Source organism: Camelimonas abortus (genome assembly GCF_042432745.1).
In the GTDB taxonomy this organism is placed as follows: Bacteria; Pseudomonadota; Alphaproteobacteria; order Rhizobiales; family Beijerinckiaceae; genus Camelimonas; species Camelimonas abortus.
On record NZ_JBHLWR010000006.1, the window covers coordinates 2,596,304 to 2,618,721 of the forward strand.

At 72.7% G+C, this 22,418-nt stretch carries 16 protein-coding genes; 4 read left to right on the forward strand and 12 right to left on the reverse strand.

All coding sequences use genetic code 11. The features are described from left to right. Positions 1 to 196: 196 nt before the first annotated feature. The 5 genes from ACFFJB_RS13550 to ACFFJB_RS13570 all read right to left on the reverse strand — a co-directional run bounded on the left by ACFFJB_RS13550 (position 197) and on the right by ACFFJB_RS13570 (position 7,344). A complete protein-coding gene (locus ACFFJB_RS13550) occupies positions 197 to 1,114 on the reverse strand; it encodes a siderophore ABC transporter substrate-binding protein (protein WP_376832710.1) in 918 nt (305 codons plus the stop codon). Further along, on the reverse strand, positions 1,114 to 2,331 hold the full coding sequence (locus ACFFJB_RS13555; RefSeq protein ID WP_376832068.1) for an alpha-hydroxy acid oxidase: 1,218 nt from the start codon (positions 2,329 to 2,331) through the stop codon (positions 1,114 to 1,116). Before ACFFJB_RS13555 ends, ACFFJB_RS13550 begins: the two co-directional genes overlap by 1 nt. Positions 2,332 to 2,785: 454 nt before the next feature. Then, positions 2,786 to 3,802 carry an NADP-dependent oxidoreductase gene (locus ACFFJB_RS13560; protein WP_446680584.1) on the reverse strand — a complete coding sequence of 339 codons (1,017 nt, stop codon included), beginning with the start codon at positions 3,800 to 3,802 and terminating at the stop codon, positions 2,786 to 2,788. A 75-nt stretch (positions 3,803 to 3,877) separates the two neighbouring features. Beyond that, positions 3,878 to 4,558: a ligase-associated DNA damage response endonuclease PdeM gene (gene pdeM / locus ACFFJB_RS13565; RefSeq protein WP_376832070.1), complete on the reverse strand. Its 681-nt coding sequence runs from the start codon at positions 4,556 to 4,558 to the stop codon at positions 3,878 to 3,880. 152 nt (positions 4,559 to 4,710) lie between these two features. After that, positions 4,711 to 7,344: a ligase-associated DNA damage response DEXH box helicase gene (locus ACFFJB_RS13570; protein WP_376832072.1), complete on the reverse strand. Its 2,634-nt coding sequence runs from the start codon at positions 7,342 to 7,344 to the stop codon at positions 4,711 to 4,713. 166 nt (positions 7,345 to 7,510) lie between these two features. Between ACFFJB_RS13570 and ACFFJB_RS13575 the strand changes: the two genes are divergently transcribed. Next, a complete protein-coding gene (locus ACFFJB_RS13575; protein ID WP_376832074.1) occupies positions 7,511 to 7,822 on the forward strand; it encodes a hypothetical protein in 312 nt (103 codons plus the stop codon). Positions 7,823 to 7,908: 86 nt separating this feature from the next. Here the strand turns inward: ACFFJB_RS13575 and ACFFJB_RS13580 are convergent, their stop codons facing one another. The 3 genes from ACFFJB_RS13580 to ACFFJB_RS13590 all read right to left on the reverse strand — a co-directional run bounded on the left by ACFFJB_RS13580 (position 7,909) and on the right by ACFFJB_RS13590 (position 11,247). Beyond that, positions 7,909 to 9,360, reverse strand: coding sequence for an APC family permease (locus ACFFJB_RS13580; RefSeq protein WP_376832076.1), 1,452 nt, complete (start codon positions 9,358 to 9,360; stop codon positions 7,909 to 7,911). A gap of 86 nt (positions 9,361 to 9,446) precedes the next feature. Continuing rightward, complete coding sequence (locus tag ACFFJB_RS13585) at positions 9,447 to 9,749, reverse strand: Rdx family protein (protein WP_376832078.1); 303 nt, start codon at positions 9,747 to 9,749, stop codon at positions 9,447 to 9,449. Between the two features lie 40 nt (positions 9,750 to 9,789). Continuing rightward, entirely contained in the window at positions 9,790 to 11,247 is a 1,458-nt protein-coding gene (locus ACFFJB_RS13590) for an alanine/glycine:cation symporter family protein (protein ID WP_376832080.1), read from the reverse strand. Positions 11,248 to 11,448: 201 nt separating this feature from the next. On the opposite strand from ACFFJB_RS13590, the gene ACFFJB_RS13595 reads away from it, so the two are divergent. Further along, positions 11,449 to 12,294 carry an oxidoreductase gene (locus ACFFJB_RS13595; protein WP_376832082.1) on the forward strand — a complete coding sequence of 282 codons (846 nt, stop codon included), beginning with the start codon at positions 11,449 to 11,451 and terminating at the stop codon, positions 12,292 to 12,294. 220 nt (positions 12,295 to 12,514) lie between these two features. Beyond that, on the forward strand, positions 12,515 to 12,979 hold the full coding sequence (locus ACFFJB_RS13600; RefSeq protein ID WP_376832084.1) for a hypothetical protein: 465 nt from the start codon (positions 12,515 to 12,517) through the stop codon (positions 12,977 to 12,979). A 30-nt stretch (positions 12,980 to 13,009) separates the two neighbouring features. On the opposite strand, the gene fumC is transcribed toward ACFFJB_RS13600, so the two are convergent. Further along, positions 13,010 to 14,428 (reverse strand): class II fumarate hydratase, encoded by a 1,419-nt coding sequence (gene fumC, locus ACFFJB_RS13605; protein ID WP_376832086.1) that lies wholly within the window; start codon positions 14,426 to 14,428, stop codon positions 13,010 to 13,012. Between the two features lie 288 nt (positions 14,429 to 14,716). Here fumC and ACFFJB_RS13610 point away from each other — a divergent pair, with 288 nt between their 5' ends. Continuing rightward, positions 14,717 to 15,736 carry a 3'-5' exonuclease gene (locus tag ACFFJB_RS13610; RefSeq protein ID WP_376832088.1) on the forward strand — a complete coding sequence of 340 codons (1,020 nt, stop codon included), beginning with the start codon at positions 14,717 to 14,719 and terminating at the stop codon, positions 15,734 to 15,736. A 171-nt stretch (positions 15,737 to 15,907) separates the two neighbouring features. Here ACFFJB_RS13610 and ACFFJB_RS13615 read toward each other — a convergent pair whose 3' ends face one another. The 3 genes from ACFFJB_RS13615 to ACFFJB_RS13625 form a co-directional block, all read right to left on the reverse strand. Then, entirely contained in the window at positions 15,908 to 17,134 is a 1,227-nt protein-coding gene (locus tag ACFFJB_RS13615; protein WP_376832090.1) for an acyl-CoA dehydrogenase family protein, read from the reverse strand. A gap of 512 nt (positions 17,135 to 17,646) precedes the next feature. After that, positions 17,647 to 21,126, reverse strand: coding sequence for an ATP-binding protein (locus ACFFJB_RS13620; RefSeq protein ID WP_376832092.1), 3,480 nt, complete (start codon positions 21,124 to 21,126; stop codon positions 17,647 to 17,649). After that, complete coding sequence (locus ACFFJB_RS13625) at positions 21,126 to 22,409, reverse strand: metallophosphoesterase family protein (protein WP_376832094.1); 1,284 nt, start codon at positions 22,407 to 22,409, stop codon at positions 21,126 to 21,128. The genes ACFFJB_RS13620 and ACFFJB_RS13625 overlap by 1 nt, the downstream gene beginning before the upstream one ends. Between the last annotated feature and the right edge of the window lie 9 nt (positions 22,410 to 22,418).

Consider the following 22,418-nt stretch of genomic DNA (forward strand, 5'->3'; position numbering starts at 1 on the left):
TTCCGCAACACATGCGGCCAGGTCGAAACGGACATGGGGCACCGCCCGCGCCGCGGGCCCGCCCGGCTGCGCCGCCCGCAGGCGGCGGGGATGTTCCTGCGAAATCCGCGCAGGCTGTATCAGGAAAACGCCGTCCGCGCCACGCCTTGCCGGGGTGAAGGGAGATCGCGCGGGCGCGGACGGCCGGCGCGGCGGCTTACTTGCCCGCCGCGTCGAAGGCCTTGCTGAGCTGGTCGATGTTCTGCTTCATCGCCTGGGCGCCGGCGCCGATCAGGTACCAGTTGGCCGGATCCAGATAGACCACCTGGTTCTTCTTCCACGCGGTGGTCTGGCCCACCAGCTCGTTGTCCAGCATCTTCCGCGCGTTGTCCGGCTTGCCGAGCGCGGCGTCGCGGTCAATCACGAACAGCCAGTCCGGATTGGCCTGCTGGATAAACTCGAAGGTGACGGGCTGGCCGTGACGGCCGATCTTCAGGTCCGGCACAGCGGCGGGCACGCCGAACACGTCGTGCAGCATGCCGAAGCGCGAGCCGGGGCCGTAGGCGCTCATGCGGTTGGCCACGGTGAGGATCAGCAGGCCCTTGCCGACCTTCTGCGCCTTTTCCTTCAGGGCGGCGACGCCGGCGTCGATCTCCGCCACGAGCTCCTTCGCCCTGTCCTCCTTGCCGAAGATCTGGCCGAGCTGGAGGACGCCGTTGCGGACGCTCTCCAGCGGCGCGCTGTTGTCGGGGGTGAGGTCAATGGTCGGGGCGAGCTTCGCCAGCTCCGCATATTTCGGCTGCGAGCGGCCGCCGATGATGATCAGGTCCGGCTGCAGGGCGTTCACCGCCTCCAGGTCCGGCTCGAACAGCGTGCCGACCTTGGGGTAACGGTCGTCATTGTACCTGGCCAGATACTTCGGCTTGCCGCCGGTGGGCACGGCGGCCACGTCGACGCCGAGCGCGTCAAGCGTGTCGAGGGCGGCGAGATCGAACACCACCACCTTCTTCGGCGTGCCGTTGATCGTGGTTTCGCCGGAGGCGTGCTTCACGGTGAGCGGCGCCGCGGCCAGCGGCGTGGCGGCGAAGGCGGCGAGGCCCAGCAGCATGCCGCAGAAGGTTTTGCGAGAGATCATCATGGGTCCAGGCTCTCCGGGGTTGGAATGGGCGCCAGCCGGCTCAGGCGACGCGGCGCGCGGGCTGCGGCGGCGGGCTGTCGTCGCGTCCGCGTTGCGGGCGCGGCTGCGGCGCGCCCGCAGGCGTCCGCCGGCGCGTCCGGAACGAAGATGCTGTCGTCGATGTCGGCCAGGGTCGGCCGGCCGGTGAGGGCCATCGCCGCCTCCAGCTCGGTGGCGAGCAGGGCGAGCGCGTGGGCCACGCCCGCCGCGCCGCCCACGGCCAGCGCCCAGAACAGGGGCCGGCCCACCATCACGGCCGAGGCCCCGAGGGCGAGGGCGCACAGCGCGTCGGTTCCGCGCCGCACGCCGCCGTCCGCCAGCAGCGGAACCCGCCCCGCCACCCGGCGGGCGATCGCCGGCAGCAGGTCAATGGCGGCCGGCTGCATGTCGAGCGTGCGCCCGCCGTGATTGGAGACGATGAGCCCGTCCGCGCCCAGCGCCAGCGCCCGCTCCGCGTCGTCCGGATGGGTCACGCCCTTGAGCAGCAGCGGCAGGCGGGTCTGGTCGCGCAGCCAGGCCACGTCGTCCCAGCAGGGGGCGCCGTCCAGCAGGCCACGGAACACCGGGCTGCGGGCCGGGGCGACGCGCGCCGCCGTCGCCTGGCGGAAGCCGGCGAGGTTCACCGCGCTCACGCCCGGCGGCGGCGTGAAGCCGGCGCGCCGTTCAGCGTCGCGCACGCCGTTCACCGGCGCGTCAATGGTGAGGACGACGGCGCGGTACCCGCAGTCTTCGGCGCGGCGCAGCAGCGTGAGGGTGTCGGCGCGCCGGGGCTGCAGATACAGCTGCAGCCACAGGCTTTCCGGCGCTGCGGCGGCGATGCGGGCGAAATCGACGCTGGCCTCGCAGCTCACCGTCATCCCGCATCCGGCGGCGCGGGCGCCGGTGGCCATGGCGATTTCGCCTTCCGGATGCGCCAGCCGCTGCAGCGCCATGGGGGCGACGACGATGGGCGCCTCCAGGCTGAGACCGAACAGGCGGAGCCGGGCGCTGGCGTTGCGGAAGTCGGCGAGGCCGCGGGCGTAGAGCCGGCGGGCCGCGAAGGCGTCGCGGTTGCGCCGCAGCGTCGTCTCGCCGGCCGCGCCGCCGCCGACATAGGCCAGCGTCGCCTCCGGCAGGCGGCTGCGGGCGTGACGCTCGTAGTCGTCGAGGCTGACGATGTCGGCTGGAATGGACAAGGTGCGACGCCTGCGCTGTGGGGCGTCGCCGCGGGCGCGCGACGCCTGTTCTGGTTCTGGCCGGTTAAACCTGGCGGGTGTTGTGCAGACTTGCGGTGATGGCGTCAACTGCGTTGATGTTGTTTAAAGTTTTATCAATTCAAAACAATCCGGGAAGGCGCGCATTTCCGGGAGGATGGGGCAAGATTACATTTCGGTAATCTGCGCGTGGGGCCTGTCGCGCCCTGGCGCGGGAGGCCGCGACGCCGTGGCGACGGCAGGAGCGCGCGCTGGCCGCCCCACGCCAGGCCATGCGTCATCGCGCGTTACCCACCGCGCTTTCCGTCCGCTCCGGCCCGCCTGCGGAAAGCCGCGCCGCCGGCTCCGCTCCCGCCAGCGTCATGCCCGGGCCTGCCCCGGGCATCCGGCCGCAGCCGTAGGCCTTTGTCGGCCCGCCGCCGGCGGCCGCCTGCTTTCAACCGGCGAGGCGCACCAGCATCTTGCCGGCGTTCCCGCCGGTGAACAGTTTCAGGAACGCCGCCGGCGCCCGCTCGATGCCGTGCTCCACCGTCTCCTGGAAGTGCATGCGCCCTTCGCGGATCAGGGCGCTGACCTCGGCGCGGAACTGGGGGCGCAGGTCCATGTGGTTGCGCACCACGAACCCCTCCAGCCGCAGGCTGCGGGTGATGGCCAGCGCCAGATTGGACGGCCCCGGCGGCGGCTCCACGCTGTTGTAGCCGGAGATCATCCCGCACAGGGCGATGCGCCCGAAGACGTTCATGTGGGTGAGCGCCGCTTCAAGATGCGCCCCGCCCACGTTCTCGAAACAAACGTCAATGCCGTCCGGGAAGGCGGCGCCCACCGCGGCGGTGAGGTCGCCGCAGGTCCGGTAGTTGATGGCCACGTCCACCTTCGCCACGTCGCGCAGCCAGGCGCACTTCCCGTCGGAGCCGGCCGAACCCACCACGCGGCAGCCGCGCGCCTTCGCCAGCTGGCAGGCCACCGAACCCACCGCGCCGGCGGCGGCGGAGACGAAGACGTTCTCGCCCTCCTTCAGCCCGGCGATGCGCGTCAGGCCGACCCAGGCGGTGAGCCCCGGCGCGCCCAAAACGCCGAGATAGGCCTGCGCCGGCGCGGCCGTGACGTCGATGAGTTCGAACGCCTGCGCCGGCGCCGTGGCGTATTCGCGCCAGCCGAGCATGTGAAACACGTGGTCGCCGGGGCGGAAGTCCGGATGGCGGGACTCCACCACCACGCCCACGGCGCGGCCGTTGAGCGGCTCGCCCACCTGGAACGGCTGGGCGTAGCTTTTCTGGTCGATCATCAGCCCGCGCATGTACGGGTCGACCGACATCCACAGGTTGCGCGCCAGCACCTCGCCCTCCTGCGGGGCGCGCACCGGCGTTTCGGCCAGCTGGAAGTTCTCCGGGGCGGGCATGCCCACGGGGCGGGAGGCGAGGCGGATTTCGCGGGAAACGGCGGGGATGGACAAGGCGTTCGCTCCGGCGTGCGTTCTGGTTGGCCGGCATCTTAGCGAAGCGGCGGCGCTTTGGAACGGGGCCGGGGCTCAGTCGGGGGCCAGCATGGCGACAGGCACCGCGAACACCCGCCTCTCGCCGGCGAGCCGCACCTCCATGCCCTGCGGAAACAGCGGCCGGAACGCCGGATCACGCACGTTGAGCCCGCCGGCGTAGGCGCCGAAGGCCGGCAGCACGCAGCGGCGGCCATCGGACACGAAACAGCGCCGGCGCAGCGTGCGTCCGCGCAGCCGCAGCCGCGCCGCCGGATGCAGGTGCCCGGCGATCCAGGCGCCGTCATCCGCCGCCGTCCCGGGAACATGCCGCAACGTCAGGGGGCCATGACGCGCCTCGGCGTGGACTTCGCCGCCCAGCCATTCCGGCAGCTGCGGGTCATGGTTGCCGGTGATCCACAGCCAGTCGCGGCCGCGCTGCAGTTCCGCCAGCAGTCGCCGGTCGTCGCCGGCGAGGCGCGCCGGGCCCCGGCGGTCATGGAAGCTGTCGCCCAGGGCGGCGATGGCGCGCGGCCGCAGCCGCTCCGCCGCCCCGGCGAGGCGCAGCAGCGTGGCGCGGGTGTCGTAAGGCGGCAGCAGCGCGGCGCGGGCGGCGAAGGCGGAGCCCTTCTCAAGGTGCAGGTCCGCCACCAGCATCAGCCCGGCGGCGGGATCAAACAGCGCGCCGGAAGGGTCGGCGAGAAAGGCGACGCCGGCCAGCGCAATTCGCGCCCCCATCCCGCCGCCGTCCGTCACGTCCTTAGCCTGCAGCGCTTTCGCCGTCACCGCCTTCGCCCCCCGGCCAGCGTCCGGACGCGCCGGACCAGCGCCCTGCCGGTACACGCCATTTGCGGCGAAAGTGAATCGGCGGGGACGGCGCAACGGACCATTCAGCCGTCCTGCCCCAGCGCTTCGGCCAGCAGCGCCGCTTCGGCTTCGGCCAGCAGGGCGTCGGGATCGCCCGGCGCCGCCACGCGGCCGATCTCCAGCACCAGCGACACCGACAGGGGCGACACCCGCTCCAGCGCCCGCCAGACCACGCGGCCGCGGATGCGCGCCAGCATGCCGGCGAGGCGCTTCACGTCCAGCAGGTTTGCGGCCGCCTCCTGGCGGGCGGCGCGCAGCAGCACGTGATCAGGCTGGTGGCGGCGCAGCACGTCGAACACGAGGTCGGTGGAGAACATCACCTGCCGGCCGGTTTTTTGCGGCGCGCCGGGATGGCGCCGCTCCACCAGGCCGGAGACCACGGCGCACTGGCGGAAAGCCTGGCGCATGAGCGTGGTCTCCTCCAGCCATTCCTCCAGATCGTCGCCGAGCATGTCCTCGCTGAGCAACGCGTCCAGCGACAGGCGCGGGCCGCGCCCGCCGGCGCCGGAAAGCGCCGCCGCGATGTCCTCCGCCGCCCACACGGCCACGCCGTAATCACTGGCCACATGGCCCAGTGGCCGCAGCCGCGCCCGCTCCAGCCGGCGGACGAGCAGCACGCCCAGGGTCTGGTGCGCCAGCCGCCCCTCGAACGGCCACAGCGCCAGATAGAACCGCCCGGCGCGCGGAAAGGTCTCCGCCAGCAGCCCGTCCGGCGGCGGCAGGGCGGAGAACGCCCGCTGCCACTGCAGCAGCGCGCGCGTTTCGGGCGGCAGCGCCGGCCATTGCGCCGGATCCGCGGCCAGGCTGCGCACCCGCGCGGCGAGAAAGGTGGAGAGCGGAAAACGCCCGCCGGCCCAGGCGGGGATTTTCGGATCCTGTCCGGCGGCGCGGGTCACGAGCGCCTCGTCGGCGGACAGCCCCTCGAAGCGCAGGACCTCGCCGGCGAAGATGAACGTGTCGCCGGGAGCGAGCTGGCTGATGAAATCTTCCTCCACTTCGCCGAGGAGACGGCCGGCGTTGCGGCGCCCCTGCGGGGCGAGGCCCGGCCGGCCGTCAGGACGCCGGGCGCGGGGCCGTTTCGCCAGCCGCACCCGCACTTTCGCGGCCTCCACGATGACGCCCGCATTGAGGCGGTAACGCCGGGCGTCGGCCGGGGTGGCGACGCGCCACAGGCCGTGGCGGTCCTGGCGGATGCGGGCGAACTGCGCGTAGCTGCGCAGGGCGTAGCCGCCGGTGGCCACGAAGGCGAGCACGTCGTCGAAATCGGCGCGGGAGAGGCCGGCGTAAGGGGCGGCGGAGCGCACCTCTTCATAGAGGTCGCCGGCGCTGAACGGGCCCGCCACCGCCATGCCCAGCACATGCTGGGCCAGCACGTCGAGCGCGCCCTCGCGCGGGTCTGGCGTGTCCTGCGCCGCCTCCTCCACCAGCTCCACCGCCGCCTCGCATTCCAGCGCCTCGAAGCGGCTGGCCGGCACGAGCCAGGCGCGGGAAGGCTCGTCGAGCCGGTGGTTGGCGCGGCCGATGCGCTGCATCAGCCGGCTCGCGCCCTTGGGCGCGCCGATATTGATGACGAGGTCCACGTCGCCCCAGTCGACGCCGAGATCCAGGGTGGCGGTGCACACCACCGCCTTCAGTTTCCCTGCGGCCATGGCCGCCTCCACGCGCCGGCGCCGCGTCGCGTCCAGCGAGCCGTGATGCAGGGCGACGGGCAGCGCGTCGTCGTTCAGCCGCCACAGCTCCTGGAACACGAACTCCGCCTGCAGCCGGGTGTTGACGAACACCAGCGTCATGCGGTGCGCGCGGATCGCTTCATACACCGCCGGCATCGCCCATGCGGCGGTGTGGCCGGCCATGGGCAGGCCGTGGTCGCAGGCGAGAATGGCGATCTCCGGCCGCGCGCCGCCCACGACCGTGACGATGTCCACCGGCGGGGCGTCCGGCCCGGTTCCGGCGACGTAGCGCGCCAGCGCCTCGGGCTGGCGCACCGTGGCGGAGAGGCCGGTGACGGCGGCGCCCGGCGCCAGCCGCCGCAGTCGCGCCAGATCCAGCGCCAGCAGGTCGCCGCGGCGCGAGGGCGCCAGCGCGTGCAGCTCGTCCAGCACCACCCGCCGCAGGCCGGCGAACAGCTTCTCCGCGTCAGGGTGCGCCAGCATCAGGGCGAGCTGTTCGGGCGTGGTCATCAGCACGTCCGGCGGGGCGCGCATCTGCCGGGCGCGCCTGTGCGGGGGCGTGTCGCCGGTGCGCGTCTCCACCCGCACGTCCAGCGCCATTTCGGCCACAGGCGTCTCCAGGTTGCGGGCCACGTCCACGGCCAGCGCCTTGAGCGGGGAGACGTACAGGGTGTGCAGGCCGGCCCGGGCCGGCCGCTGCGCGCCGGCGAGCTCCGCGAGCGACGGCAGGAAGCCGGCGAGCGTCTTGCCGGCGCCGGTAGGGGCGACGAGCAGGGCGTGGCGCCCCTCCCGCCCCAGCTGCAGCATCGCCAGCTGGTGCGGTCGCGCCGACCAGCCGCGCCGGCGGAACCAGCCGGCGAACGGCTCCGGCAGGGGCTCGCGCAGCCATGGCGCGTCGGCGCCGGGGTCGCCGGGCGCGCGGTCAGGGCGGATGTGGAGCCGCCGTCCGGGGACGGGCGGCGTGCTGGCGGGCGGCGTCACGGTCATGAGGGTTTAACGCGCGGCGCGGCCCGTCAAGGCGCCGCCGCCGCGCCCGGCCTGAAATTTTTTCGGGCGCGCATGAACCGCTGTCCGCGTCGCCGCGACTTACAGGCATGAACGCGCCGGAGCCGCCACTCCCGACGGAAGGCGCCAGCAAGCACGGAGAACGGTCATGAACATCAGCGACTTCACCCGCCGCGCCGGCCTCGCCGCTTTCACCGCCCTGTTCATCGGCGGCGGCGCCCTCTCCCTGGCCGCGCCGGCCAGCGCCGCGCCCGGCCATGGCCACCGGCATCATCATCACCATGGCCACTTCCATCGCCATGGCTGGGGTTACGGCGCCGCCGGCGTCATCGGCGGCCTGGCCCTCGGGGCGCTCGCCGCCTCCGCCTACGCGGCCCCCGTCTGCTACGACGTGCGCGAGCCCGTCGTCGACCGTTGGGGCCGGCTGATCCGTTACCGCGTCGTCCGCGTCTGCGACTGACGCGGCGCCGGGCCCCCCCGGACAGCCTCCTGACCTGACGCGCCTCCGGACGCTCCGCGCCCGGGGGCGCGCCGGCGTCGCGCGGCTCAGCCCGCGTCGGCCGCCCCGGAGCCGCAGGGCGCCTGGGCGAGGCGGGAGCGCTTCGCGCCATACAGCAGGTAGACAGCGACGGACGCCGCCAGCCAGCCGGCGAACATCCACAGCGTCACCCCGGCGAGACCGGTCAGCAGATAGAGGCACAGGCCGATGCTGGCCAGCGGGATCACCGGGAACAGCGGCAGCCGGAACTGCTGCGGCGACGGCGGTTGCGTGAGCCGCAGCACGATGACGCTGACCGCCACGAGGATGAAGGCGCCCAGCGTGCCCACCGACACCATCTCCGCCAGCACGCCCAGCGGCAGGAAGCCGGACATCACCGCGGCGATGGCGGCCACCGTCACTGTGTTCGTCACCGGCGCGCCGGTCCGGGGATTGACCCGGCTGAACGGGGCGGGAAGCAGGCCGTCGCGGCTGACGGCGAACAGCACCCGCGTCTGGCTGTAAACCAGCACGAGGGCGATGCTGAAGATCGACACGACCGCGCCGGCCGAAATCAGCGCCGTGGGCCAGCGCGCGCCTGTCACCGCGGCGAGAATGGCGGCGAGGTTGCCGCCGGCGCCGCGGAAGGCCTCGGCCGGCTGCGCGCCTACCGCGACGATGGCCACCGAGAGATACACCACGGTGACGATGAGAAAGGCCAGCAGTATGGCCAGCGGCAGCGTGCGCCGCGGATTGATGGCCTCCTCGCCCGCCGTCGCGATCGAGTCGATGCCGATGAAGGCGAAGAAGATCAGCGAGGCGGCGGCGCCGACGCCGGAGAAGCCGTTCGGCATGAAAGGATGCAGGTTGGCGGCGTTGAAGCCGGCTGCGCCCGCCAGCACGAACACCGCCAGCACGCCGACCTTGATCGCCACCATGATGGCGTTGGCGGTGGCCGATTCGCGCACGCCGCGCACCAGCAGGGCCGTGACCAGGGCCACCAGCGCCACGGCCGGCAGGTTGATGAGGCCGCCCTCCGAAGGCGCCGCCGACAGGGCGTGCGGCAGGCTGGTGCCAAGGGTGATGCGGCCGAACTCGTTGAGATACTGCGCCCAGGTGACGGCGATGGCCGCGGTGGCGACGCCATATTCGAGCAGCAGGCAGGCGGCGAGCACGAAGGCGAGGCCTTCGCCCAAGGCTGCGTAGGCCGCGGTGTAGGCCGAACCGGCGGTGGGCGCGGCGGAGGCCAGCTCCGCATAGCACAGCGCGCTCAGGGCCGCGGCGAGGCCCGCGACCAGGAAGGCCAGCACCACCGCCGGGCCGGCCAGCGGCGTGGCCACGCTGAAAATGAAGAAAATGCCGGTGCCGATGGTGCTGCTGACGCCGATCAGGGCCAGCCGCCAGACGCCGAGCGAGCGTTTGAGGCCGTGCCCGCCGGCCGGCGCGACGGCGGGATCCGCGGCGGCGAGACTCTTGCGCCGCAGGAACGGGGTGGTTCTTGGCCAGGAGCCATGCGACATGCGGTTTTCCTGTTCCAGTGGGAAGCCCCCCGGCGCCCCGGTTCAGGCGCGCGGCCGCGGCTCCCGGGGCCGCGATCCGCGCTGGTTCAGCCCTCCGTGCTGCGTTCCGCGGCGGCGCGGTCGGCGTGGCCGAGACTGCGTCCGGGGGCAATGCGGTCGCGTACGCGCTGCTTGAGCGTCTTTGCGTCAGGGAACCCGCCGTCGACGGTCCGGTCCCAGACGACGGCGCCGTCGACGCGGATGCGGAACACGCCCCCGGCGCGCGGCTGCAGCGCCACTTCGCCGAGGTCCTGTCCGAAGGTCGAGATCAGCTCCTGCGCCATCCATGCGGCGCGCAGCATCCACTGGCACAGGGTGCAGAATTCGATCTCGATGCGCGGACGGTCCATTCCGCTCCTTTCCTTTCCGCTGCGGCCGCGGGGCGGACGGTCAGGCGGTCCGCGCCGCCGGCTCCGGCGTCGCCTCCGGGGCCCAGACCGTCAGATCGACCCTGCCTTCCAGCTCCGGATGGGCGGCGGGGTCGAAACGCGGCTCCAGCCCGGCCCTGCGCTGGGCAATGTAGTCCCGGGCGAGGCGCGCCGTCACCCCCGACAGCAGCATGATCGAGACAATGTTGATTGTGGACATCAGCCCCATGGCGAGGTCGGCGACCTCGAACACGGTGGTCACCGGCGACATCCCGCCCCACAGCACCACCGCCAGCAGCAGCAGCCGCAGCGTCGCCAGGCTCACGCCGTCGTCGAGGCGCAGGTAGGCCATCGCCCCTTCCGCATAGGCGTAATTGCCGGCGATCGAGGTGAAGGCGAAGAACAGGATGGCGATGGCGACGAATGGCGAGCCCCAGGCGCCGAAATGCACCGTCATGGCCTGCTGGGTGAGGTTGATGCCGGTGACGCCCGAGCCCGGCTGCAGCACGCCGGAAAGCAGGATCAGCATGGCGGTGGCCGTGCACACCAGGATAGTGTCGACGAACACCCCGAACGCCTGCACGAAGCCCTGGGCGCAGGGATGATGGGGATTGGGCGTCGCCGTGGCGGCGATATTGGGGGCGGAGCCCATGCCGGCCTCGTTGGAGAACAGGCCCCGCTTCACGCCGTTCATCATGGCGGCCATCAGCCCGCCGGCGACGCCGCCCGCGGCCGGGCCGAAGCCGAAGGCGCTGGTGACGATGAGCCGGAGGACCCCCGGCACGGCGGAGATGTTCATCGCGATCGCGGCGATGGCGGCGAGCAGGTAGGCCCCGGCCATGACCGGCACCACCACCTCAGAGAAACGGGCGACGCCGCGGATGCCGCCGATGATGACCAGAGCCGAGCACACAGTGACGGCGATCGCCGTCCACAGGTGCGGGATGGCGAAGGCGGCGTTCATGGCGTCGGCGATGGAGTTCGCCTGGACGGCGTTGAACACGAGGCCGAAGGCGAGGATCAGGAAGAAGGAGAAGGCGACCGCCGCCCACGGCGCCTTCAGCCCGCGGGCGATGTAGAACGCCGGTCCGCCGCGGTAGCGGCCGCGGGAGTCTCGCACCTTGTAGGCCTGGGCGAGGGTGCTTTCGGCGAAAGCGGTGGCCATGCCCAGCGCCGCCACCAGCCACATCCAGAAAACCGCGCCCGGGCCGCCAAGATAGATGGCCACCGCCACGCCCGCCACATTGCCGGTGCCGATGCGCGCCGCAAGGCTGGCGCAGAACGCCTGGAACGGCGAGATGCCGCCCGGATCATCCTGCCGCGGCCGGATGAGCGTGCGGAACACCTCGGAGAAATGGCGGAACTGGATGGCGCGCAGCCGGAAGGTGAACCACACGCCTGCGAGGATCAGCAGGTAGACGAGCAGGTCGCCCCAGATAAAAGAATTGATGGCGCCAATAATATTTCCAAAGATGTCCATAATAATCCCGAAAGTTATAAGTAATTGTCATATGCAATCTGATAGTCAATTGCCGGATAATGTCACGCGCAGGTACGATGTACAATCTCTTGCTGGGGAGAATCCCGGTTCAGCGGCGCGCGCGGACACGGCGCGCCCCGGCGCTTGGCGGCGCGCCCGCCGGACGTCAATATGCGCCTGGAATGACAGGGAGAACGCCGCATGAGCACATCCGCCCCCCGCACATGGCTGATCACCGGCTGCTCGACCGGTTTCGGCAAGATCCTCGCCCAGGCCGCGCTCGATCGCGGCGACAATGTCGTGGCCACCGCCCGCCGGCCGGAAACGCTGGGGGACCTGCGCGCCCGGCCCGGACAGCTGGCGACCTGCGCCCTTGACGTCACGCGCCCGGGCGACGCGGCGGCGGCCGTGGCCCTGGCCGAGGAGCGCTTCGGCCGGCTCGACGTCCTCGTCAACAACGCCGGCTTCGGCTTTGTCGGCGCGGTGGAGGAGGCCACGCCGGAGGAATACCGGCCGATGTTCGAAACCAACCTGTTCGGCCTGATCGAGACCACCCGCGCCGCCCTGCCGGCGCTGCGCCGCTCGCGCGGCGGGCGCATCGTCAACATGTCGTCCATCGCCGGCGTCGTCGGCCGCGCCGGCTTCGGCTACTACAACGCCAGCAAGTTCGCGGTCGAAGGCTTCTCCGAGGCGCTGGCCCAGGAAATGGCGCCCTTCGGCGTGCGCGTGCTGGTCGTCGAGCCCGGGCCGTTCCGCACCGAGTTCCTCGGCCGCTCAATCAGCATGGCCGCCAAGGTGATCGGGGACTACGCGCAGACCGCCGGCGCCACCCGCGCCTACGCCGCCGCTGACGACGGCCGCCAGGGCGGCGACCCGCACAAGGCGGTGGCGGTGATCCTGAAGGCCATGGACGCGGAGAACCCGCCGCTGCATCTGGTGCTGGGCAAGGAGGCCTATCCGCGCGCCCGCGCCAAGCTGCAGGCGTTCCTCGCTGATCTCGACGCCTGGGAGAGCGTCGGCGGCGCCGCCACCCACTACGACGGCTGAGCCGGAGCCGGGGCGCGCCGGGCCTTCCGGCGCGCCGCGCCCGGTGACAAACGCTTAACCTGAACCGTTGTTCACCATGACGCGTTAACTTCCTGGCGACGGACGGCGGCAATGCTGGCCCCGTGACAGGAAGCTTCGCCCGGGGCCTTGTCGGTGCGGGCGGGAGCGGGCGGCGCGCCTGCGGTCCGCCCCGGCCGGCTCCCGGGATCTGGAGAACGCAATGATCGGACAGGAGCTGCGGGACTTCATTGACGCCGCCCTCGACGACGGACGCCTCGGCGCGCAGGACGTCGCCCGCCTCGTCGCGGAGGTGTTGCCCCATGGCGTGCGCAGCCGCGCCGAAGCCGACGCCCTGGCCGCGCTCGACCGGCTGGTGAGCGACCGCCCGGCGGCGTGGGACGACGTGTTCGTGGACCTGCTGGTGACCTTCGTCGTCTCCGTGGCCGCCGCGGCCGGAGAGGTGGACCGCGAAACCGCCAACTGGCTGATGACCACCCTCGACGCCGGCGGCGTCACCGACAACGGCCTGCGCGTGGTCATCGAGGTCAGCCGCTCCGTCCCCCAGGTGGACCAGACGCTGATGAGCTTCGTCCTGCACAGCATGCAGGCCCGGCGCGAGGTCGTGGCGGCGCCGGCGGCCGCTGCGCGCGCGCCGGCGGGCGCGGACGCGCTCGTCGCCGCCTGAGGCGCGACGGCCGGGACGCCCCGGCCGGGCTTACGCCGGCTTCAGCGGTCCCACCATGTCCTCCGGCCGCACCCAGCGGCTGAACTCCTCGTCGGTGACATAGCCGAGCCTCAGCGCCGCCTCGCGCAGGGTGAGGCCCTCGCGGTGGGCGGTGAGCGCGATTTCCGCCGCCTTTCCGTAGCCGATGTGCGGGTTGAGCGCCGTCACCAGCATCAGCGAATTCTCGAGATTCTGGCGGATGCGCGCGTGGTTGGGCGCAATGCCGCAGGCGCAGCGGTCGGTGAACGACTGGCAGGCCTCGCCCAGCAGCGTCGCCGACTCCAGCACGTTGTGCAGCATCACCGGCTTGTAGACGTTGAGCTGGAAATTGCCCTGCGAGCCGGCGAAGGCCACGGCGTGATCATTGCCGAACACCTGCGCGCACACCATGGTGAGCGCCTCGCACTGGGTGGGGTTGATCTTGCCCGGCATGATCGAGGAGCCCGGCTCGTTCTCCGGAATGAGCAGCTCGCCGATGCCCGCCCGTGGCCCGCAGGCGTAGAGGCGCACGTCATTGGCGATCTTCATCAGCGCTCCGGCGAGCACGCGCATGGCCCCGCTCGCCGCCACCATCTCGTCATGGGCGGAGAGCGCCGCGAACTTGTTGGCGGCGGCGACGAAGGGAAAACCCGTCTCGCGGGCGATGAAGCTGGCGGCGAGCGCGCCGAAGCGCGGATGGGCGTTGAGGCCGGTGCCCACCGCCGTGCCGCCGATGGCGAGACTGTACATGCCCTCCATGCCGGCGCGCGCCGCGGCGAGGCCGTGGTCCAGCTGCGCCACCCATCCTGACGCCAGCTGCCCCATGGTGAGCGGGGTGGCGTCCTGCAGGTGGGTGCGGCCGATCATCACCACGTCGGCGTAGGCCTTCGCCTTCGCGTCGAGCACGTCGCGCAGCCGCTGCACCGGCGGCAGCAGGCGGCTGGCGATGGTCTCCACCGCCGCCACATACATCACCGTGGGGAAGGTGTCGTTGGACGACTGCGAATGGTTGACGTCGTCATTGGGGTTGACGGGATGCCTGGAGCCCACCACGCCGCCGGCCATCTGGATGGCGCGGTTGGCGATCACCTCATTGGCGTTCATGTTGGTCTGGGTGCCGGAGCCGGTCTGCCAGACCACCAGCGGAAATTCGTCATCCAGCCGGCCGTCGATGACTTCCTGGGCCGCCGCCACGATCAGCTTCACCTTTTCGGGCGGCAGCTCGCCGAGCTCGCCATTGGCCAGGGCGGCGGCTTTCTTCACCACGCCGAGGGCGCGGATCACCTCCCGTCCCCAGCGGAAGCGGTTGACGCCGATGGGGAAATTGCTGAGGGAGCGTTGCGTCTGCGCCCCCCACAGCCGGTCGGCGGGCACTTCCACCGGACCGAGGGCGTCCTTTTCAATGCGCATGCGGGGGCTGTCGGCGCCCATGGATCGCCTCCTGTCTTGCATCGCCGGCGGGAGCCGCCCGCCGTGGCGACGCCGGTCCGCCGCATTGTCCGGCCGCCGGGGCGAGGCGTCAAATCGGGCGCGGCGGCGGCCTGCTCCGGAAAAGCGGCCGCCGGGCGCTTGCGCGCGGCGGCGGCTCATGCACCATGCCGTTCGGGCAAGGGGCCGCGCGCCGTCGCGAGCGCGACGTCAGCTCCGTAACGGCAGGTCGGGCATGAACGTCATTTTCCGGAAACCGCACGGGACGGGACAGGCGGGGGCCGTTCCGTCATGAGCCGCGCCGCGTTGCAGTTCGACCTGTTCGCTGACGCGCCCGCGCCGCAGCAGCCGGAGCAGCAGCTAGCCCCGGCGCGCGGCCGCCGCGCGCCGCGCGCGCTGGCGCGGCCGGACGCGCCGGCGGACCTTGAGGCCATGGCCCGCGCCCTCGAACAGAGCCACGACTACCGGGTGCTGCGCCGGCTGCGGCCGCGGCCGGTGATTCCCCGCCGCGAAAGCCGTTATCCGCGCCTCGGCGTGGTGGTGGACGTCGAGACCACCGGCCTGCGCCATGGCGTCGACGAGATCATCGAGATCGGCCTCGTCGCCTTCACCTTCGCCGACGACGGCGCCGCCGGCGACGTGGTTGCGGTCTACGGCGCCCTGCAGCAGCCTGCGGTTCCGGTCCCGCCTGAAATCACCCGCCTTACTGGCATCACCGACGCCATGGTCGCCGGCCGGCGCATCGACGTGGCCGAGGTGGAGCGCATCGCCAGCGGCGCCGATCTGGTCATCGCCCATAACGCCGCCTTCGACCGGCCGTTCTGCGAGGGGCTGTCGCCGGTTTTCGCCAGCCTGCCCTGGGCATGCTCGGCGCGGGAGATTCCGTGGAGCGACTACGGCTTTGAGGGCGCGAAGCTCGGCTATCTGGTGGGCCAGGCCGGCCTGTTCCACGACGGCCACCGCGCCGTGGACGACTGCCACGCCCTGCTGGAGGTGCTGCTGCGCCCGGCGCCCGCCGCCGCCGCGGGCGACGGTCCGGCCACGCCGTTCGCGGCGCTGCTGGCCTCCAGCCGCCGCATGAGCGTGCGCATCTGGGCCGAGCGCAGCCCCTTCGACATGAAGGACCAGCTGAAGGCGCGCGGCTACCGCTGGAACGACGGCTCCGACGGACGCCCGCGCGCCTGGTGGACCGAGGTCCCGGCGGAGGCGGAGGAGGAGGAGCTGCGCTTCCTGCGCGAGGAAATCTACCAGTGGCCCGAGGCTTCGCCCCTGCGCCAGCTGCTTGGCGCCTGCGACCGCTACCGCAAATAGCCGCGCCGCCGGCTGCGGCGGGAGCGGGCGGGGGCCTGCCGGCGTGAGCGGCGCGCCCGCCGTTCATGGCTTCTCCGCTGTCCCCGCGGAACGGAGACCGGCGCGAAAAAACGGCCGGGCGCCTTGCGGCGTCCCGGCCTTCCAGTGTGCTTCCAGATGGTCGCGCAAGCCTCAGGGCTTCGGATTGTTGACGTATTCCTGGATCTTGAGCTTGCCGAGCTGCGACATGTGCACCTCGTCCGGACCGTCGGCGATGCGCAGGAAGCGGTTCAGCGTGAAGAAATAGGCGAGCGGGGTGTCGTCGCTCACGCCCATGCCGCCATGGGCCTGGATGGCGCGGTCGATCACCGTCTGGGCCATCTGCGGCGCGATGATCTTGATGGCGCCGATCAGGTCCTTCGCCTCCTTGTTGCCGTAGCGGTCCATGGCGTCGGCGGCCTTGAGCGTCAGCAGGCGCGCCATCTCGATCTCGCAGAACGAGCGGGCGATGTCCTGGCGGATCGAGCTCTGGTCGGCCAGCTTCCTGCCGAAGGCGACGCGGCTGTCGACGCGCCGCGCCATGATCTCCAGGGCGCGCTGGGCCTGGCCGATGGAGCGCATGCAGTGGTGGATGCGGCCCGGGCCAAGGCGGCCCTGGGCGATCTCGAAGCCGCGGCCTTCGCCAAGGATGATGTTCGACTTCGGAATGCGCACGTTCTCAAGGCGCAGCTCCGCCTCGCCGCCCGGCGAGTGCAGGTTGCCGAACACGGTGGTGGTGCGCACGATGTTCACGCCGGGCGTGTCGCGCGGGATGATCACCGTGGACTGCTGGCGGTGGCGCGGGTTCTCCGGATTGGTCTTGCCCATCAGGAGCAGCACCTTGCAGCGCGGATCCATGATGCCGGAGATCCACCACTTGCGGCCGTTGATGACGTATTCGTCGCCCTCGGCGCGGATTTCGGTCTCGATGTTGGTGGCGTCGGAGGAGGCCACCTGCGGCTCGGTCATCAGATAGGCCGAGCGGATCTCGCCGTTCAGCAGCGGGCGCAGCCACTGGTCCTGCTGCTCCTTCGTGCCGTACTTGGCCAGCACCTCCATGTTGCCGGTGTCCGGCGCGGAGCAGTTGAACACCTCCGACGACCACGGCACGCGGCCCATGATCTCGGCCAGCGGCGCGTATTCCAGGTTGGTGAGGCCGGGCGAGAACTCCCCGTATTCATGCGGCAGGAACAGGTTCCACAGCCCTTCCGCCTTCGCCTTCTCCTTCAGCTCCTCGATCTTCGGCCAGGGCTTCCAGAGGTTGGCGGGATCGCGCACCCAGTCATGGTGCGCCTTCTCGTTCGGATAGATGTGCTCGTCCATGAAGCGCTCGAGCCTGGCGATCAGCTCGCGCACCTTGGGGCTGTGTTCGAAATCCATCCTTCGGTCCTCCTGTGGCGGCCGCCGCCGGCTGTCGCCGGCGCGGCGGCCTGCTGCGCCGCGCGGCGGCCCGTTCGCCGCGCGCGGCCTCTTGGCGGCGCGGGCCGCCGGATGCCGGGGGCGCCGCATGGCGGCGCGGACGCGGCCCCGCGCGCCGCTGCGGGCGGCGTTGCGGGCCTGCGCAAAATCCGTTCGGGGGCAAGGGAAGGGGGCGTCGCGGCGGGGCCGCGCGCGGCGGCCGGGGGAAGGCCCGGGGCGCCGGCGGTCATGGATCCCGTTCTATCGCGAGACCTTATGCTCACGCCAGCGCCCGCGGGCAGCCGTCCTGTTCATTTTCTCCCCGTCTGGACGCGGTTATGGCATGCCGGGCGCGGCGAGGTCCAATCGCAGATTTTTCCGCAAACATTCCGTTTTGATTATGGATCGTGCCGGCCCGGCTGGGGGCGGCCGCCGGCGAAACCCCGGAAATTCCGGGGGAATGCGCCGCCCGCGCCGGGGCCGGCGCGGCGCGCTCAGTCAGGAAGCCGGTGGATCAGCGCCTCCGGGCAGCGCTGGCGCGCAATGTCGCAGAGGTGGCTGTGGTGGGTGAGATAGATCACCTGCCCCTTGCCGGCCATTTCGGCCAGCAGCTCCAGCGCCGCGCCGGCGCGGTCGTCGTCGAAGGACTCCATGACGTCGTCGGCGACGAAGGGCGGCGGCGTGCGTTCCCCGGCGAATTCGTGATAGGCGGCGACGCGCAGCGCCAGATACAGCTGGAAGCGCGCGCCCTTGGAGAGGTCCGGCGTCGCCTTCAGCGCCCCGTCCGGGGCCACCGCCATCAGCATTTCGCCGTTGGGGCCGGGCTCCGCCGTCAGGCCGGCCCAGCGGCCGCAGCTCATGCGCCGGAAGGCCTCGGAGGCCTGGCGCAGCAGGCTGCTGCGGTGGCTGTCGCGCCATGCGGCGAGGGCCATTTCCGCCGCGGCGACGCCAAGCCGCAGCCGCAGCCAGGCGCGGGTCTTCCCGGCGATGTCCAGCAGCAGCGTCTGGCGGCGCGTCTCCAGCCGGGCGGCGGAGGAGTCCGAGCCGATCGCCGCCAGCGCCTTCTCCGCCTCCCGCCGTCGGGCGTAGGTCTCCTGCAGGCGCTGCTGGGCGTCGGCCAGCTCCGTCTCGATGGCGGCGGCCTCGGCCGTCAGGGCGGCGCGGTCGGCGCCGGCCAGCATGTGGTCGGCGGCGGCGACCGTGGCCGCGCCGGTGAGGGCCAGCATCTGCTGCTCCAGCTGGCCGATCTGCTCGTCAAGGCTGGCCCGGCGGGCGGCGGCGGCGATCGCGTTCTCCACCTCCGCAAGGGTTTCGACGCCAAAGTGGGCGGCCATGGCGGCGATCTCGCCGTCCAGCTGCAGCCGCTCGCCGGCGGCTTCGCGCAGCCTGTCGCGGGTCTGCTCCAGCTCCTGCTCCAGCGCCGCGCGCAGGCGGCGGGTCTCCCGGGCGGCGGCGGCGCGCGCCTCCAGACGGCGGAACCCGGCCGAGGCGGCGTCCGGCGTCAGCTCCGGCGCGGCCTCCTCCGGGGCGACGCGGGCCACAAGCGCCGCGATGGCGGCGGTGAACCGCTGCTGGTCGCGCTGCATCTTGCTGATGCGCGTCGCCAGGTCCCGCCGTTTCGCCAGCTCCGCCTCCAGCCGCGCCAGCAGCTCGAGCGCCGCGCGCGCCGCCGTCACCGGCGGCGCCTCGCCGTTTTCCCCCAGCCAGCAGGCGCCGCAGGCGCTCCGCCATTCCGCCAGCCACGCCGCTTCCTCCGCCTCCAGCGCCTGCAGCGCCCGCCGGCGCTGCTCCAGATTGCGGCGGGCGCGGGCCAGCTCCTCGCGACGCAGCCGCTGCGCGGCCGCCGCGCGGCGCATGCGGCTGGCGGTCTCCATGAGGGCGGGCAGGTCATCCGGCGCGCTGGCGCCAAGCAGCCGCCGCAGCTCCGCCGCCGCCTCGTCGCGCCGCGCCAGCGCCTCCTCCAGCTGCTGGCGGGCCGCCAGCAGCGGCTCGCGCGCCGCCAGCGCCGCCTCGCGCCGCTGCAGCCAGGCCGCGAGCGCTTCCGGGGCGTCAACGCCGGCCAGCAGCGGCGAAACGCCGGCCGCCAGCTCCCGCGTCGCGCGGCTGGCCGCGTCGATGCGCGCCTCCGCCTCACGCAGGCGCGCCTCCAGCTGCGCCAGCAGATGCCGGCGCGTCGCCAGGTCCTGGCGCAGCTGCGCCGCCCGCGCCAGCTCCTTCTGCCGGGTGAGGCGCTTTTCGGCCACCATGTCGTCGTGGCGCATGGCCGCCTCGAAGGCGTCCGCGGTGGCTTCGTCGAGGGCGCGGCGATGGGCGGCCCAGGCCTGTTCGCGCCGGGCGCGCGCTTCGGCGGCGGCGGTGTCGCCGGCCTCGCCGGCGATGGCGGCGAGGCCGGCGAGTTCGGCTGCGAGCCGCTCCGCGTCTTCGCGGACCGTATCGATGCGCTCGCGCAGCAGGTCGCGGCCGCGGCCGGCTTCGGCGCGCTCGCTGGCGAGGGCGTCGACGGCGGCCGCCGCCGGCGTGACCAGGGCGGCGAGGGTCGCGGCGTCGCCCCGCCATGGCGCCAGCAGCTGCATGCGCTGCTCCAGCGTCTCCTCCGCCGCAGCAACGGCGCGGCGGGCGGCGCTGACCCGCTGGTCCGGCGCTTCCTGGCGGATGGCTTCGGTTATGGCGTCCAGCCGGGCGAGCCATGCGGCGTCGTCGGCGCCGTCCGTGTCCTGCCCGCCGTCCGCGCTGACGGCGGCGGCGCACGCTTCGGCGGCCGCGTGCGCTTCGGCGCATTCGCGCCGGGCCTCGTGCAGCCGGGCGTCCAGCGAGACCCGCCGGTCAATCAGCTCGCGCAGCGCCTGGCTCTGGTGCGCCGGCAGCAGCAGGCTGGCGGCGTCCTCGCCGGCGGCGCGCCCCAGCTGGCGCACCAGCTCCTGCAGGCGCAGGTCGCTGGCCTCCAGGTCGTGCCCCAGCCGGGGAATGTCGAGGATGGCGGTGGCGTGGCGGCTGTGCAGCTCCGCCAGCTGCTCCAGCTCGGGAGCGAGGGTGCAGCCGGCGTCGTCGTCAGGGCGTTCGTCGAGCCGGCGCGTGAGCTCCTGCTCGCGCTCGCGCAGCGTCTGCATGAGGGCCCGGGCGCGGGCGTCGGCTTCGCGCAGGGCGGCGGCGCGTCCGCTCCATTCCGGCGGCGCGGGCGGAAAGGCGGGCAGGGTCGCCCGTTCCTGACGCAGCGCCGCCAGCCGCGGCGCCAGCGCCAGGGCGGCGAGCATGTCGCGCACCGTCCCGGCGCGCTGTTTCAGCCGGGCGAGGGTGCGGCCGGCCTCGTCATGGCCGGCGACGCAGCGCTGCAGCTCGGCGTTCAGCGCCGCATGGCGGGAGGCGATCGTGTCGATGGCGTCGCGCTGCTGGCGCAGCTCCAGCAGCTCCGCCCTGAGCTGCGCCAGGGCGGACTTGCGCGCCCGCGGGCGCCAGAACGCGTCCGCCTCCTCGCGCAGGGCCGCCAGCCGGCGGGAGAGCGCGCCAAGGCCGGCGCTGGCCGCGAACAGCATTTCGCCGAGCTGGCCGCGGCTTTCCGCCGCCTCGCGGCCGCCCGCCTCCAGCGCCGCGGCGTCGAGAGAGAACATGTTGGCGTAGGCGGCGCGGCTGAGCCCGCCCATGGCGGCGAGCAGCGTTTCCTCCGGCAGCGGATGGCCGGCGGCGTCGAGCAGGCTGTTCCTGGCGCGCTTCACGCGCACGAAGTCCTGCGCGCCGCCGGCCAGGGCGAGGCGGGCGCCGATGCGCATGGCGTCGTAGCCGTGCTGGAAGGCGAAGGGCGTGTTCGGCGCCATGCCGTAGAGCAGGTCGAGCCAGGCGTTGAGGAGGGTCGTCTTGCCGGCCTCGTTCGGGCCATAGACGACGTGCAGGTCCGGCTGGCCCGGACGCGGCGGACCGAAATCCAGCGTCTGGCCGGTGAACCTGCCGTAGCGCGTGAGCTCAAGCCGTTCGATGCGCATCAGTCGCCGGCTCCTTCGTCTTCGGCCGCCAGATGCGCCAGGGTCTCGGCCGCGCCCTCGCGGGCCAGCTCCGCCAGCAGGGCGGCGCGTCCCTCCTCCGCGCCAGGATCAAAGGCGTCGCGCAGCTCCGCCGGCAGCTGCGGGACGATGGCGTCCAGCAGCCCGCGCGCGACATTGGCGAAGGCCGGCGACGCCAGCACCTGCGACTCCACGATGGCGGCGAGCTCATGGCGCGGATCAGCGCCATCGCCGGCGGGCGCGGCGGGCTCGCGCAGCTGCGGGCTGATCTCCAGCCGGTCGATGAAGCAGCCTTCCAGCCGCTGCGCCGCCTCCATGGCCTCGCCGAGCAGGCGGTCGGCGTCGCGTCGCGCCCAGCCGGCGAGGGGCGTGGCCCCGCCGAGCCGCAGCCGCGCCAGCAGATACGGGCTGGCGACGCCGGCGCGCAGGGCGGCCAGGGCCTCGTGCAGGCGGGCGTTGACCCCGGCGCGGCTGTCGACGCCAGTGAGATCCACCTCGGCGCGGGCGAACTCCGCCACGCTCGTCACCCGCTCCTCCAGGGTCACGGAGCGGTCGTCGCCGATGGCGACCAGCGTGACCGAACGCGGCCCCGGCTCGTTGATGTCGCGGCCCTGCGGATTGCCCGGCATGACGATGACCGAGCGGCCCCGGTGCACGGAGCGTTTGTGGATGTGGCCGAGGGCCCAGTAGTCGAAGCCGTGGGCGTCGAGATCGGCGAGCGCGCAGGGAGCGTATGCGTCATGCCCCTCGGCGCCGCCGAGGCTGGTGTGCATGACGCCGATGTTGATGGCCCCGTGAACCGGCGGACGGAACTTCGGCAGCAGCGATTCCGGGGCGTGCGGCTGCGCGAAGCTGACGCCGTGAATGAAAACCGGCGTCGCTCCGGGCGGGCGCGGCGCCTCCACCGGCGTGGCGCGGCCGTCGAACACGTGCACGTTGGGCGGCAGGCTCAGCTCGCGGGTGATGCGCGAGGCGGCGTCATGGTTGCCGCGGATGAGATAGACCCGCACCCCGGCCTCATCGAGCCGGCGCAGCTCGCCGGCCAGAAACAGCGCCGTCTTCATGGAGGTCTGGGCGCCGTCATAGAGGTCGCCGGCGAGGACCAGCGCGTCCGCCTGCTCCTCGAGGCACAGGTCGACGATCCGCCGCAGCGCCTCGCGCGTGGCGTCGCCCACCAGGGCGGCGGCCGCCGGGTCGCGCAGCGCCAGCGAACGCAGCGGCGAGTCGAGATGGATGTCTGCGGCATGCACGAAACGGAACGCCACGGATCAGCT

Excerpts from the sequence above, each read along its gene's own strand:
- ACFFJB_RS13550 (WP_376832710.1), bottom strand. The coding sequence starts at position 1,114 with ATGATCTCTCGCAAAACCTTCTGCGGCATGCTGCTGGGCCTCGCCGCC.
- pdeM (WP_376832070.1), bottom strand. The coding sequence starts at position 4,558 with ATGGGGGCGCGAATTGCGCTGGCCGGCGTCGCCTTTCTCGCCGACCCT.
- ACFFJB_RS13570 (WP_376832072.1), bottom strand. The coding sequence starts at position 7,344 with ATGACCGTGACGCCGCCCGCCAGCACGCCGCCCGTCCCCGGACGGCGG.
- ACFFJB_RS13575 (WP_376832074.1), top strand. The coding sequence starts at position 7,511 with ATGAACATCAGCGACTTCACCCGCCGCGCCGGCCTCGCCGCTTTCACC.
- ACFFJB_RS13580 (WP_376832076.1), bottom strand. The coding sequence starts at position 9,360 with ATGTCGCATGGCTCCTGGCCAAGAACCACCCCGTTCCTGCGGCGCAAG.
- ACFFJB_RS13585 (WP_376832078.1), bottom strand. The coding sequence starts at position 9,749 with ATGGACCGTCCGCGCATCGAGATCGAATTCTGCACCCTGTGCCAGTGG.
- ACFFJB_RS13590 (WP_376832080.1), bottom strand. The coding sequence starts at position 11,247 with ATGGACATCTTTGGAAATATTATTGGCGCCATCAATTCTTTTATCTGG.
- ACFFJB_RS13595 (WP_376832082.1), top strand. The coding sequence starts at position 11,449 with ATGAGCACATCCGCCCCCCGCACATGGCTGATCACCGGCTGCTCGACC.
- ACFFJB_RS13600 (WP_376832084.1), top strand. The coding sequence starts at position 12,515 with ATGATCGGACAGGAGCTGCGGGACTTCATTGACGCCGCCCTCGACGAC.
- fumC (WP_376832086.1), bottom strand. The coding sequence starts at position 14,428 with ATGGGCGCCGACAGCCCCCGCATGCGCATTGAAAAGGACGCCCTCGGT.
- ACFFJB_RS13610 (WP_376832088.1), top strand. The coding sequence starts at position 14,717 with ATGAGCCGCGCCGCGTTGCAGTTCGACCTGTTCGCTGACGCGCCCGCG.
- ACFFJB_RS13615 (WP_376832090.1), bottom strand. The coding sequence starts at position 17,134 with ATGGATTTCGAACACAGCCCCAAGGTGCGCGAGCTGATCGCCAGGCTC.
- ACFFJB_RS13620 (WP_376832092.1), bottom strand. The coding sequence starts at position 21,126 with ATGCGCATCGAACGGCTTGAGCTCACGCGCTACGGCAGGTTCACCGGC.